Genomic DNA, 13,318 nt, shown 5'->3' on the forward strand with positions numbered 1-13,318 from the left:
AGCGGGAATCGCTCGCCGGTGAGTACGGTGAAGCGGAGACGTTCCACGAGGCGGTCGCGGAGGTCGCGACACGACTGCCAGTCTCCTACGCGCGCCTGCAGCGGAAATCCGAACTCGTGGCCGGATTGCAGTCGAATCTGAACGCGTTCTCGAACCGAGACTGAGTCCGACAGGGAGCGACACCGACCGAGTTATGGGTCGATTTCCGTGAACGACGTCTCTCGTTCGAGATTGGAGTCAGAGTCGGCATCCGCGTCCGCCGACGGTGAGCGCTCGAGCCGATCGAGAACAGTCACGCTGGCTTTGAACGCCGCGAGCACGACCGGGCCGACGAACAGGCCGACGAGTCCGAAGAGGACGCCGCCACCGACGACACCCACCAGCGCGATCGCCGGATGCAACCCGGACCCTCGATCGACGAGCAGCGCCCGGAGATACGTGTCGACGACGGCGAGCACGGCGAGCCCATACCCCAGCAGGACGACGCCGCCGAGCGGACCGCTCGAGATCGCGTGAGCGACGGTCACCGGCCCCCAGACGAGCCAGATCCCGATCGCAGGAACCACCGCCACGAGCGACAGCGCGACCGCAAGCACGGTCGCGTACGGAACGCCGAGCAGGACCAGCCCCAGCCCGCCGAGTATCCCCTGTACCACTGCGACCAGCAGGTGACTGCGGAGCACCGCCCAGACGACAACGTGAACCTCTGCCAACAGCTCGTCGACGAGCCGGCGCTCGAGCGGGGTGATCCGCCGGACCCAGTCGATGACCGCGGGCCCGTCGACGAGCAGGGAGTAGAGGACGACGACGAACACGAGCGTTCCGGCGACGATGTCGGCGACGGTAGTCACGAGCCCGACAGCCTGAGAGACGGTGACGTCGGTCGCTGTCCCGATCGTCTCCGCGAGCTCACTCGAGAGAGCCGCCTCGAGCGTCGCGGCCGCCGTCTCGTCCAGTCCGAGTGTCGTCCGTGCGAACGACCGGCTGGAGGCAGCGATCGCGTCGGCAGACACGGTCTCGAGCACCGACGTGGCGGTATCCAGGATGACGAGCGAGACGACCACCAGCGGGACGATCCCGCCGCCGACGGCGAGGCCAGTGAGTATGATACCCGCCGTTCGCGGGCCGGTGTGCGGTACCAGTCGCTCGTAGACCGGCCGAAGGGCGACCGCGAGCAGACAGGCGGCCAGCACGTACTCGACGAGAGGGAGGACGATCAGTGCGGCGAGCGCGCCGAGGATACAGCTCAAGAGGGCGAACACCGCTGACCGGGTGTCCATACGTTCGTCTCTCTCGAGAGCGCCATAAATGTTGACAATTCATACAGTATAGGCACACGATAAGAGCGATCGACAGCCGGCGAGAGAACGAGCGCGGGCAGAGGACGGCTACAGCGGGACCGGCACCCACTCGAGCAGTTGCATCACGAGCAGCGGATCGAACACCGGGTCGTGCAGAACGAGCCAGTCGAGCAAGACGAGGCCGCCGCCGTGGGCGACCACTGACGGGAGAATGGAGTCGGACGCGTAGTCGACGGCACCGAACAGGACGTCCGTCGGGCCCGACAGGACGAACTCGATCGGCGGCTTCGACGTGTGATGGAGCATGTAGACGATGGGGCTGATGAACACCGCGCCGACGCCGATCTCCTTGACGCCGACGCAGAGCAGTCCCCGGTAGTAGGTTTCTGCGGCGAGCGCGAGTGCGAACAACTTTATCGCGTGTGGGACGAAGTCCGCAGGCGCGGCGGACGTCGCCCAGATGGGATAGTACGCGCGGATCGTCGGTAACGTCGAGCCGACGACGTAAAAGGGGAGGACGAACAGCGCGAGCAAGACGGCGTTTCGAATCGCGACGCGGTCGACGTGCCACCCGATGTGGTTCCCGTGTGACAGGCCGAGCGCGAGCGGACCGGCGAGCAAAAGCACGCCGTCGACGACGACCCGCTGATCCAGTTCGACGGGGACCAGTTGCATCCACAACAGCGAGAGCACGGCTCCGACGACGAGCGTCTTCTGGACCCAGGACAGTCCCAGCCGATCCAGGGACCAGCGGGTGCCGTGCCGATCCGGCCCAGGTGACACTGTGTTACTCGTCAGCAGTCGGGGTCGGGCCGGTTCCGATCACATCCCGAACGTTGGCCTCGAACTCTTGGTGGCGCTGGAAGTACGTCTCGTCGACGTCTGTGAGGATGGCCGACAGTTCGCGGGGGCCCTCGGGGGTCCGGATCACGGTCTCGCCCTCGAGGCGGTCGACTTCGCTTTTCTCTTTGGGCCAGGTCAGTCGCGAACTCACGCGGGCGAGCGGTGCGCCCTCGACGGGCGTGTGTGTACCGAGTGAGACAGCCGGCTCCGCGTCCTCGTCCTCGTCACTCATGAGCGTCCGTTTGCGAGCGCGGCGATTCAAACTTTCGCTTCCACAGATCGGTCCGGAGCGACCGCCACTTACCGGAACCTCTCCGGCAACCGAGGTGTGTCTGACGTATCGTTTTGTGGCGGGACACCGAACGGCCCCGTATGACAAGCCTGACAGAGGTCTACGACGGGACCGCGCCGGGGGTGACGAGCCGCCAGCTCTATGCGGGCACAGCGCTCGTTGGGCTCGGTGCGGTGCTAGCTGTCGTAGCCGTACTCGTGGCGACGACCGACCTCTTCGGCGAGTACGCGGTCGAACTCTCGGATGGAATGTCCGCCCAGTTCGCGGGCATCCGCGTTGGGGGTGTCCTCGCCGGGCTGAGCGTCCCGACCGCGCTCGTCGGCGTCTTCGTCGTCTTGCCGGCTAGCCGTCGCGTCCAGGCTGCTGCCGTAATCAGTGCGAGCCTCTGTCTGCTCGGCGTTGCGCTCTTCTGGCACGCCTATCCCACACACTGGCGCGGCTACGGACAGCAGCTCACGCTCGAGGTGTCGGTCGTCTACCTGCTCGGGCTGCTGACGTCCGTCTGGAGTCTGTTCAGCGCCGTCGCGACGTTCAAACGGCGCAACGACCCCGGTGGCAGTCTGCAGATGAACGTTACCCGACACAACAAGACGGTCATCGAGTCCGACGACGAGAACGCTTCGGATGGCCTCGGCGGAATCGGATTCCTCGGTGGCACACCCGACGGGGACGTCGAAACACAGACTAACGCGGAAGAGACGGCCGGAGCGGCGCTCTCGTACGACGAGCGTTCGAGTGGGACCACCTCACGGCGGTCGACCAGCCGACAGCGGTCGACGGGGAGCGCCACACAACCCGGTCAGAGCGTCGGTGCTGCCACCAGCGACGGCGGTTCCGCAGTCTCCGATATCTCCTCGCCGCTCAAGTCTGGCGACGGCCGCGACGCCGAAATCGTCGAGTCGACGACCGACCAGCCAGCAGAACCGACGGACCGCTACTGTGGGAACTGCGCGCATTTCGAATACGTCCGGTCCTCGGACGGGATGGTCCCCTACTGTGCCCGCCACGAGACGGCGATGGACGACATGGACGCCTGCGAAGAGTGGACACCGAACCGGCGGTAGCCGACTGCGTTCCGGGCGTTTCAGAATCAGTTTTTGCTTGAGGGGATGCGACGACCGTCAGATCCCGAGGAGCTGTCGTCCCAACTCGAAACCCACGCGAGGGAGTTCGAACACGACGACAGCGGCCAGCGCCAGTTCGCCGACGGTGACGACCGCGGTCATGAGGTCGGCGCGCTTGCTGCTGACTGTGACACCAGTCGGCAGTCCGAACTCCTGTTTCCAGATCGGATAGAACAGCGCGATTCCGCGCTTACTGCCCGCCACGTCGAGCACGTAGTGAGTCAGTACGCCGATCCAGACGTACTCGAGGTTGCCGAAGACGTAGGGAAACGCGACGAACCCGAGCAAGACCGGCAGGTTGTGCAGCGTCTTCCGGTGTTTGCCGAAGGCAGTGTCGACGTCCGGAAAGAGCGCGCCGAGCGTGACGGGCACGCCGATCATCACGATCGTCTTGAACGTCTCCAGATCCCCCACCGGCTCGAGCAGATATCCGAGCCCGATGCTCAACAACACGGCGTTCAGCACGTGTCCCTTCTTGTTCATCTACCCCTATCTGGGGAGTCACGTGGGGAATAGTTTTCTCTCGAGAGAGTCGCCGACGCGAACGGGTTTCGGAACTGATCACTGGGCCTCGATCTCGGCGAGGAGATCCTCGAGTGCCCGATCGACGGTCTTCGCACGAACGTCGGCCCGATCGCCGTCGAAGACGTACCGGGAGACGGTCGCATACGACGCCTCGCTGCCCCACGGGGCCGCGTGGGAGATCCCGATGTAGACTGTACCGACCGGGTTTTCGTCGGTTCCGCCGGTCGGACCGGCGATCCCGGTCGTCGCGATCCCCCACGTTACGTCAGTCACGTCGCGGACCCCCTGTGCCATCTCGCGGGCGACCGGTTCGGAGACGGCACCGTGTTCGTCCAGTGCTTCGCGACTCACACCGAGGTGGCGGCGCTTGGCGTCGTAGGCGTAGGTCGCTAACCCGGCGTCGAAGTAGTCGCTGGCACCTGGGACGGCGGTGATCGCAGCGCCGATCAGGCCGCCGGTACAGGACTCGGCGACGGCGAGCGTCTCCTCACGGTCGCGAAGTGCGTCGCCGACTGCCATCGGCAACTCGCGGTCGATGTCGTCGTTCATGCTCGAGTCGAGGGGCGGGATCGTTGTGAAAGCGCGGGTCGCGATCGCGGTCACCTCGATCGCCATGTGGAACTCGTCCCACGCTTCGGAAACGGAAAGAACACGGGGCGTGGCTTCCGAGTGTCCGGTATGGACTACGAGACGCCGCTGTTCTTCCACGTGATGAAGTATGCGGACGCGGCGGACCGCGACGTCATCGACATGGTCAGCGGGAACCCCGACTGGGAACCTCCTGAAGCGCTCCGGGACGGGCTGCGAGAGTACGCCGACCTCGAGCCCGACCGGTTCCAGTACGCGCCAAGTGAGGGGCTGCGCGAGTTACGCGAAGAGATCGCCGCCCGCCGCGGCGTCGACGCCGAACAGGTCGTCGTCACGAACGGTGCGGGCGAGGCGAACTACCTCGCGATGGCGCGAGCGCTCGAGCGCGATTCCGGAAGCGAAATCCTGCTGACTGACCCCGTCTATCCCTACTATCCGGGGAAGACGACGATGCTCGGTGGGACCCAGCGGTTCGTTCCGGTTGACGACGATGGGTACCTGGATTCCGCCGCCGTCCGCGCGGCCGCAAGCGACGAGACGGCCGCGATCGTCGTGAATACGCCGAACAACCCGACAGGCGCGGTCTATCCCGCCGAAACGATGCGCGAACTCGTCACCGTCGCCGAAGAGTACGACGCGATCCTGATCAGCGACGAGGTGTACGACCACTACGACCTTTCGGGGGAGTTCGCGAGCGCGCTCGAGACCGACTCTGCCAATCGGATCGTCACCAACGCGTTCTCGAAGTCGATGGCGATCACCGGGGTGCGGGTGGGCTACGCGATCTTCCCGCCGGAACTCGTCGCGGACGCCAAGAGTCGTCATATGCTGGTCAACGTCGCGACCACCCGGCCGGGCCAGTACGCCGTGTTACAGGCGCTGCGTGAGACCGGCCCCGACTACTACGAGCAAAACCGCCAGCGGCTCCGCGAGCGAGTGGCAATGTTTACCGACGCACTCGAGGCGGCCGGCGCAGAATACACCACGCCGAGCGGTTCGTTCTACGTGATGGCACGCTTCGAGGGCTATCCGGGTACGCTCGAGAACGTCGAGCGGTTGATCGACGAGGCCGGCGTTGCCGGGATGCCCGGCGAAGCCTTCGGTGACGCGCGCAGCGAGTGGCTGCGGTTCGCGCTCGTGACGCCACGCGTCGAAGAAGCGGCCGAGCGGCTGGCGGCGTATTTCGACTGAGATCGACTCGAGGGCTCGAGACCGACGAATACTCGTGTCGGGGCGGGGAACCCGGGAGTATGAGCGGCATCGACGTCGAACCGGTCGAGGAAGACGAGGAAACGACGAGGGAGAGCGACGACGGCGGAAACACCATCGAAGTCACGCCGACGGACTCCGTCGACGCCGACGAGGAGCGCGATACAATCGACGTCGAACCGTCCGACGAGCCGATCGACGGCCCCGACTACGTCCTCTACGGCGGGAAAGGCGGCGTCGGGAAGACGACGATGGCGGCTGCGACCGCCCTCGACAGCGCTCGCAGCGGGACGCCGACGCTGGTGGTTTCGACCGATCCTGCACACTCGCTCTCGGACACCTTCGAGACCGACGTGCCGGCCGAGCCCGGCCGAATTCGCGACGACATTCCGCTCTACGCGGCCGAGATCGATCCCGAGGCCGCGATGGAGCGCGGCGAGACCCCCTTCGGCGGGGCGGGTGAAGGTGCCGGAACGAAAGCGGACGACGATCCATTCGCCGGCGGAGCGGGCGCAGGTGGTGCCTCCCCCTTCCCCGGTGGTGAAGGAGCCGAGGGCGGTCCACTCGGCGGCCTCGGCGACATGCTCGGCGGCGAATCACCGATGGACGCCCTCTTTGGCGGTGCGATGCCCGGAGCCGACGAGGCCGCCGCGATGCAACTCTTGCTTGAGTACATGGACGACGAGCGCTTCGAGCGCGTCGTCGTCGACACGGCACCGACGGGCCACACCCTCCGCCTGCTGCAGTTGCCCGAGATCATGGACACGATGATGGGCCGGCTGATGAAGTTCCGCCAGCGCATCGGCGGCATGCTCGAGGGTGTCAAGGGGATGTTCGGCGGTCAGGAGACGCCGGAAAACGAAAACGAACTCGAGGATCTGGAAGTCCTTCGCGAGCGCATCGAGCGACTGCGGGCCGCCCTGCAAGACCCCGCACGGACGGACTTCCGGATCGTCATGATCCCCGAGGAGATGAGCGTCTTCGAATCGAAGCGACTGCGCCAGCAACTCCAGGAGTTCGAGATTCCCGTCGGCACCGTCGTCGTCAACCGGGTGATGGAGCCGCTGTCGAACGTCACCGACGACGTCGAGGGCGAGTTCCTCCAGCCGAATCTCGATGACTGCGAGTTCTGTCAACGACGCTGGGACGTCCAGCAATCCGCACTCGCCGAGGCACAGGACCTCTTCCGCGGGACCGACGTCCGGCGCGTGCCGCTGTTCGCCGACGAAGTCCGCGGTGAGGAGATGCTCGCGGTCGTCGCGGCCTGCCTCCGCTGATCGTCGTCGCGACCGCTTCCGTTCCGAGCGGCCCTACGCTTCTTCACCAGCGGACACGACGGTCACCGGTCGGTCGCTCTCGAGGACCACAGACTGGGTGACGCTGCCGAACAGCGCCTTGCCAACCGGCGACCGGTCGCGAACGCCGATGACGATGGCGTCACTGTCGTACTCCTCGGCCGCCTCGATGATCGTCTCTGCGGGGTCGCCCGTCGCGGCGCGAACCGTCCACGCGATGCCGGCCGACTCGAGGACGTCGACCGCTGCTTCGACCGACGCGGGGAGCGACTCGTCGTCGGCCACACGCGCCATCTCGTCGGCGTACTCCTCGGCGAACCCGCCGGCTGCCCACTCGGCGGCCGGGCCAGTCGACTCGTCGCTGACGTGGAGGACATCGACCGACACGTCCGTCTCCGCGCCCGGTAGGTCGCGAATGGCAGTCGCCTGCGCCTGTGCTTGGGATTCGTTCTCGTCGACGGGGAGCAACACGCGGTACATGCGAGTTTCTACGAGTGCATGGCAGATAGTGGTTTCAGCGGTCGTAGGGTAGCTCGAGCGAGGTGCCAGCAGTACACTCGATGCTGTGGCTCTGTTGAGAGTCTTGTTGTCTGACATAACTGTACCTCTCGTCGTTAGAGACAGGAGGTGAACCGCCTCGGGGTCAAGCCCCGAGGCACTCGGCCTGCTCCGCCTGTAGAAGTATCAGAGTAGAACGCTAACTCTCAACATATGGTTAATATCGGTCCGCTGAATACGGAGGTCGTCCACTGATTCAGCAGATCGGGTGATGCAAAACAGTCATTACCGATTTGTACCTACCCCCGAAAGTGACCAATCGCATCCACAGTCTCGACGCAATGCGAATCATTGCGATAGCATTCGTCGTACTGATACACACAGATCCGTTTCAGGGTGTCACTGAGTACGGGAATATGATAAACTTCGGGACCAAAACGATCTCGCGGTTCGCCGTCCCCTTCTTTTTCATCACGTCGGGATACTTTTTTGCACTCAAAACGGCCAACCGAGATCCCACCTCGTACCTTACCAAGCGAATCATCAAGCTCGCGTCTCTCTATCTCTTCGGGCTCGTTCTCGCCGTTCCGACCTTCTTCGGTGGAGAGCTAGTTAGAGCGGCGCTTGCCGGTCGATCGGTTCGAGCTACCGTCCTCAGCAGCCTCATCGAGTACCTCGATCCAGTCGAACTCGTATATTATGGCACATCTGTTTCCGAGATCCTTTGGTTCCTTCCCGCGCTGCTCTTCTCACTCCTCTTCGTGTATTTCGTCACGGGCATCGGGAAGCCGAGTTACGTACTCCCAGTTGCGCTGTGCTTTCACTTTGTGGGGCTTCTCGGTGCGACCTACACGGGGTTCATCGACGTCCCGTTCGAGATTCGAGATGCCCTCTTCTTCGGTTTCTTTTACACCAGTTTGGGGTACACCGTTCGCACACGACGCTGGGAGCCGTCCGAGGAGAACGGTCGCCTCCTCTTCGGTCTCATACTGTTGTTCGTCGTGTTACAATTCGTTGAATTCTACGTCCTCGGCTATCCCCTTCGTGGCGAGCCATTCGGCTCGTACGTCTACGCCCCCAGCTACGGGATTTCAACCGCACTGTTGAGCGCCTCGCTATTTCTGTTTCTCCTCTCACGGCCGACACTGTTCGCCGGCACACCGCTGCCCGCGTGGGGAACCTACGCCGTGGGGATCTATGTTACCCATCCGACAGTGTTTGCGATCCTGCGAGCCTTCCACGAGACACTGGAGTCGATGGGCTATGCAATCGATTCTATGATCATCTGGCATCTCGTCTCGACACCCGCGACCATCATCGGCGCACTCGCAGTCTATCTGCTCGCTCACAGGCTCAGATTGATCGAGATCAATGGCAGTCATTTGCCCGGAGAAGCGTGGCTCAGAACCCGCAGATCGAACTAACACTGCGATCCGATGAATCCACCATCTGTCTACGCTGGTTCCATCAAGAAAGTCTAGATAGCACGGAAACCCCTCATCTGAGGACTGTCTTCTGTGAGATATGCGCATGAGCGATGTAACGACCATTTCGATGAACCAAACGCCTGAAGAAACGGGTTTCAACAGGCCAGATGCTGTCTACTCTTTGTCGCCGTTCTCGCCCCACTCACCACCGACACGGTCGACGCCCATCATCGCCTCGCCGGGGTGTTCAGTGAAGACGATCTTCATGTTCTCGTCGGGGACGTCGAACGTCTCGCCGACGTAATCCATGGTCTCGAGGGCGAAGGCTCGTTTTCGCTCGAACGAGCGGCCGCGTCGGATCTCGGCGTCGAGAAAGAGCAACGGTCCGTCGACGGCGCGTCCGAGGTGCAGGTCCGCCGTCTCGCGTTCGCGGATCGACACGGCGACGTGACCCGCTGTCGTCGCCATCTCGGTCGTGTACAGGTCCGTTACGCGGTCGGCGAACGCGGTCTTTTCCTCATCCGACAGCGACAGCGTCGTCTCGAACTGTAACAGCGGCATACCGCGAGTTGGCCGGGCACCCGCTTGGGCGTTCTGCAACCCACCACACTCGAGCCGTGTAAGCGACCACTGTTTATACGCGTGCCCGTGGGAGGGAGACCCATGGTGGCCGAACGTGACCGGACCACTCGATCGGGTATCGGGCGACTGTGGCGATACCTGTGGCTCGTCAACGCCCGAACGAAGGCGTATCTCACACTCGACGCGCCGGCGATGATCGCGGACATGGACAATCTCGAGCCCGAAGAACGACGTCTGGCCCGGCGGGTGTTCCCCGACGGAGGGCGCGACGCGGAGCCGGGTGCTGGAGATCGAACCGATAGTGGGACTGCCGCCGGCAGCGGCGGCGGAACCGGTGGCTCCGGCGGTGGCAGCCGCGGCGACGACGGGTCGTCGTTCGACGTCGGCGGGACGTACGAACGCCGACAGCAGATCGGGTTCGTCCTCGGACCGTTGCTGTTCGCGCTCATCTTCCTCTCGCCGACGCCGAGCGGCCTGTCGGCCGCCGGAAAGGCCGTCGCCGCCGCCACCGCGTGGATCGCCGTCTGGTGGATGTCCGAAGCGATCCCGATCCCCGCGACGTCGCTGTTGCCGATCGTGCTGTTTCCGCTGACCGGCGCGTTGCCCGTCGCGGACACGACCCCCTCCTACGGCCACCCGCTGATCTTCCTCTTTATGGGCGGCTTTTTCCTCGCGATGGCGATGCAACGGTGGGGGCTGCACCGACGGATCGCGCTCCGGACGATCAAGGCCGTCGGCACCGAGCCATCGCGGCTCATCCTCGGCTTCATGCTCGCGACGGCGTTTCTCTCGATGTGGGTCTCAAACACCGCGACGGTGATGATGATGACCCCCATCGCGCTGGCGGTCATCTACCAGACCGCGGACCTGATCGACGAAACCGGCCTCGAGGTCGACACGAGCGAAGGCAACTTCTCGTTCGGCATCGCCTTGATGCTGTGTATCGCCTACGGCGCGTCCGTCGGCGGCGTCGCGACGCTCATCGGGACCCCGCCGAACGTCCTCTTTGCGGGACAGGCCGACGCGCTCTTCGGCCAGTCGGTCTCGTTCGCCGAGTGGATGCTCTACGGCGTTCCGATCGCAGCGATCGGTCTCGTGGCGGTCTACACGTACGTCACGCGCGCCGTGTCGCCGCAGTTCGCGGAACTGCCGGCCGGTGCGGACACGATCGACCGCGAACTCGAGCGACTCGGGCCGATGGACAGACAGGAGAAGTGGGTCGCCGTCGTCTTCGCCGGGATGGCAACGGCCTGGATCGGCAGCAGTCTGCTCGAGCCGCTGGTCGGCGTCGCACCGCCCGCGGACGCCGACACGATCGTCGCCATCGGTGGTGCGATGGTCCTCTTTACGCTGCCGACGACGACGGCCGAGGGCGACCGCACCTTCCTGCTCGACTGGACGAACGCCGTCGACATTCCCTGGGGCGTCATCCTCCTCTTTGGCGGCGGGCTCGCGATCGCCAGCGGCTTCGGCGACACCGGCCTCGCGGCCTGGATCGGCGAGCGACTCGAGTTACTCGCGGGTGTGCCGATGATCGCCATTTTGTTCGCCGTGGTCGTGATGACGATCTTCCTGACGGAAGTCACCTCGAACACAGCGACGACGGCAATGTTGATGCCGATCCTCGCGGGCGTTGCCGTCGGCATCGGAGTTCACCCGTTCGGACTGATGATCGCGGGCGCGACCGCCGCTTCCTTCGCGTTCATGCTGCCGGTTGCGACCCCGCCGAACGCGATCGTCTTCGGGAGCGGCTACATCACACTGCCCCAGATGGCCAAGGTCGGCGTCGGGCTCAACGTCATCGGCATCATCCTGATCACGCTCGTGGCGATCGGCTGGCTGCCGATCGCCTGGGGGATCGAGGTCGGAACGCTCCCGGCAGAGTTCGCCGAGGCGTTCCAAGGGTGACCAGTGCGGTCGGCGGAATGCGGACACCGGTTGCATCCGCGAGCGAACCGAAGGGTGAGCGAGCGGGCCGACGACTGACCCGGAAGCCGCGCAACGCGCGGCTGGAGGGGAAAGAGGAGTGCTTTTCATCAAAGTTTTGCCGAGGGTGCGCCTTTGGCGCGCCCGCAGCGCAAAAGTTTGTTAGTCGTCCGCAGGAAGCTCTGGCCCACCGACATCGGGCCGACTCACGTCACGGTCGGTTTCCTCGCCTTCGATGTCGTAGGGATACTCGCCCGTGACACAGCCCAGACAGAGGTCGATGCGATCTTTCTCGAGCACGTCGGCGACGGCGTCGGTCGAGAGGTACGCGAGGCTGTCAGCGCTGATCTCGTCGCGGATTTCGGCGGTCGATTTGTCCGCGGCGATCAGTTCCTCGCGGGTAGCCATGTCGATCCCCATGTAGCAGGGGGCGACGATTGCCGGTGCGCCGATACGGACGTGAACCTCCTCGGCCCCGCAGTCTTTCAGGAGCTGGACGAGCTGGGTCGAGGTCGTCCCGCGGACGATCGAGTCGTCGATGACGGTGACGGTTTTCCCTTCGATCGTGGATTTGATCGGGTTGAGTTTCAGCCGGACCGCGCGTTCGCGTTCGTCCTGCGTTGGCATAATGAAGGTACGTCCGACGTAGCGGTTCTTCATCAGTCCCTCGGCGAACTCGACGCCCTCGTCCTCGGCATCGCGTGGCTCGCCGTCGGCAGTCGTCTCGCCAGCAGCGTCGGCGTAGCCCGAGGCAAAGGCACGTCCGGAGTCGGGGACCGGCATCACGACGTCGGTTTCGACGCCGCTTTCCTCCCAGAGCTTGCGCCCCAGTTTGCGCCGGGCCTCGTAAACCAGTGTATCGTCGATGACGCTGTCCGGGCGGGCGAAGTAGACGTGTTCGAAGAAGCAGTGAGCGGTGTGTTCCTGTTCGACGAGCTGGTAGGTGTCGAAGCCCTGGCCGTCGTCCTGGAGAACGACCAGTTCGCCCGGTCGAACGTCGCGAATGAGTTCGCCATCGAGGGTGTCGATCGCTGCCGATTCGGACGCGAGGATATAGCCGTCCTCGAGCTTCCCGATACACAGCGGCCGGTTGCCCTGCGGGTCGCGCACACCGAGTACCGTGTCGTCGTGGCTGATCGTCAGCGAGTACGAGCCGTGGATGCGTCCCATCGTGCGCTTGACGGCACGGACCAGATCCTCTTCCAGGAGGTTGCGCGCGAGGTCGTGGGCGATGACCTCGGTGTCGCCGTCGCTGGTGAAGGCATGACCCGCCGCCGCGAGTTCCTCGCGGATCTCGTCGGCGTTGACGAGGTTGCCGTTATGCGAGAGGCCCAGCGAACCGCTCTTGAACGAGACGGAGAAGGGTTGTGCACAGGAAGAGTCGACGGAGCCGGCCGTCGGATACCGGACGTGGCCGATCCCGGCCGCCCCGTTGAGCGTCTCGAGATCGTCCTCGTCGAAGGCGTCGCCGACGAGGCCCATTTCGACGTGGCTGTGCTGCTGAAAGCCGTCGTGCGTGACGATCCCCGCGGACTCCTGGCCCCGATGCTGGAGCGCGTAGAGTGCGTAGTACAACGGTCGTGCCGCGTCCCGACCGTCGAGTGAGACGCCGACGACGCCGCACTTTTCGGTCATTCCTGTTCGCCGGGGAGTCTCGCCCCGCCCATCAGTCATGGGAGTCAGTAGGGCATCGAGCCGATAAAAACCC

At 64.5% G+C, this 13,318-nt stretch carries 13 protein-coding genes; 5 read left to right on the plus strand and 8 right to left on the minus strand.

Annotated features, from left to right (window positions below):
- Positions 1-191: 191 nt before the first annotated feature.
- The 3 genes from ACFR99_RS11720 to ACFR99_RS11730 all read right to left on the minus strand — a co-directional run bounded on the left by ACFR99_RS11720 (position 192) and on the right by ACFR99_RS11730 (position 2,376).
- Positions 192-1,280 carry an AI-2E family transporter gene (locus ACFR99_RS11720; protein WP_390287554.1) on the minus strand — a complete coding sequence of 363 codons (1,089 nt, stop codon included), beginning with the start codon at positions 1,278-1,280 and terminating at the stop codon, positions 192-194.
- 108 nt (positions 1,281-1,388) lie between these two features.
- A complete protein-coding gene (locus tag ACFR99_RS11725; protein WP_390287822.1) occupies positions 1,389-1,976 on the minus strand; it encodes a CPBP family glutamic-type intramembrane protease in 588 nt (195 codons plus the stop codon).
- Between the two features lie 112 nt (positions 1,977-2,088).
- Positions 2,089-2,376, minus strand: coding sequence for a DUF5789 family protein (locus tag ACFR99_RS11730; RefSeq protein ID WP_390287556.1), 288 nt, complete (start codon positions 2,374-2,376; stop codon positions 2,089-2,091).
- A 140-nt stretch (positions 2,377-2,516) separates the two neighbouring features.
- Here ACFR99_RS11730 and ACFR99_RS11735 point away from each other — a divergent pair, with 140 nt between their 5' ends.
- Complete coding sequence (locus tag ACFR99_RS11735) at positions 2,517-3,500, plus strand: cell division protein CdpA domain-containing protein (protein ID WP_390287558.1); 984 nt, start codon at positions 2,517-2,519, stop codon at positions 3,498-3,500.
- A gap of 57 nt (positions 3,501-3,557) precedes the next feature.
- On the opposite strand, the gene ACFR99_RS11740 is transcribed toward ACFR99_RS11735, so the two are convergent.
- Both ACFR99_RS11740 and ACFR99_RS11745 read right to left on the minus strand, forming a co-directional pair.
- Entirely contained in the window at positions 3,558-4,043 is a 486-nt protein-coding gene (locus ACFR99_RS11740; RefSeq protein WP_390287560.1) for a metal-dependent hydrolase, read from the minus strand.
- A gap of 78 nt (positions 4,044-4,121) precedes the next feature.
- On the minus strand, positions 4,122-4,634 hold the full coding sequence (locus ACFR99_RS11745) for a CinA family protein (protein ID WP_390287824.1): 513 nt from the start codon (positions 4,632-4,634) through the stop codon (positions 4,122-4,124).
- Between the two features lie 129 nt (positions 4,635-4,763).
- Here ACFR99_RS11745 and ACFR99_RS11750 point away from each other — a divergent pair, with 129 nt between their 5' ends.
- Together ACFR99_RS11750 and ACFR99_RS11755 are read left to right on the plus strand one after the other, a co-directional pair.
- On the plus strand, positions 4,764-5,864 hold the full coding sequence (locus ACFR99_RS11750) for a pyridoxal phosphate-dependent aminotransferase (protein WP_390287562.1): 1,101 nt from the start codon (positions 4,764-4,766) through the stop codon (positions 5,862-5,864).
- Positions 5,865-5,923: 59 nt separating this feature from the next.
- Positions 5,924-7,159, plus strand: a complete 1,236-nt coding sequence (locus tag ACFR99_RS11755) for an ArsA family ATPase (RefSeq protein ID WP_390287564.1) — start codon at positions 5,924-5,926, stop codon at positions 7,157-7,159.
- Positions 7,160-7,192: 33 nt separating this feature from the next.
- Here ACFR99_RS11755 and ACFR99_RS11760 read toward each other — a convergent pair whose 3' ends face one another.
- Positions 7,193-7,657, minus strand: a complete 465-nt coding sequence (locus ACFR99_RS11760; protein WP_390287566.1) for a universal stress protein — start codon at positions 7,655-7,657, stop codon at positions 7,193-7,195.
- Positions 7,658-7,986: 329 nt separating this feature from the next.
- On the opposite strand from ACFR99_RS11760, the gene ACFR99_RS11765 reads away from it, so the two are divergent.
- A complete protein-coding gene (locus tag ACFR99_RS11765; RefSeq protein WP_390287568.1) occupies positions 7,987-9,099 on the plus strand; it encodes an acyltransferase in 1,113 nt (370 codons plus the stop codon).
- Between the two features lie 177 nt (positions 9,100-9,276).
- Here the strand turns inward: ACFR99_RS11765 and ACFR99_RS11770 are convergent, their stop codons facing one another.
- Positions 9,277-9,663 (minus strand): tautomerase, encoded by a 387-nt coding sequence (locus ACFR99_RS11770; protein WP_390287570.1) that lies wholly within the window; start codon positions 9,661-9,663, stop codon positions 9,277-9,279.
- Between the two features lie 102 nt (positions 9,664-9,765).
- On the opposite strand from ACFR99_RS11770, the gene ACFR99_RS11775 reads away from it, so the two are divergent.
- Positions 9,766-11,592: an SLC13 family permease gene (locus tag ACFR99_RS11775; protein ID WP_390287572.1), complete on the plus strand. Its 1,827-nt coding sequence runs from the start codon at positions 9,766-9,768 to the stop codon at positions 11,590-11,592.
- A 180-nt stretch (positions 11,593-11,772) separates the two neighbouring features.
- Here the strand turns inward: ACFR99_RS11775 and purF are convergent, their stop codons facing one another.
- Complete coding sequence (gene purF / locus ACFR99_RS11780) at positions 11,773-13,245, minus strand: amidophosphoribosyltransferase (RefSeq protein WP_390287826.1); 1,473 nt, start codon at positions 13,243-13,245, stop codon at positions 11,773-11,775.
- Positions 13,246-13,318: the final 73 nt, after the last annotated feature.

The sequence above is a fragment of the Haloarchaeobius amylolyticus genome (assembly GCF_042678045.1).
Taxonomy (GTDB): Archaea; Halobacteriota; Halobacteria; order Halobacteriales; family Natrialbaceae; genus Natrinema; species Natrinema amylolyticus_A.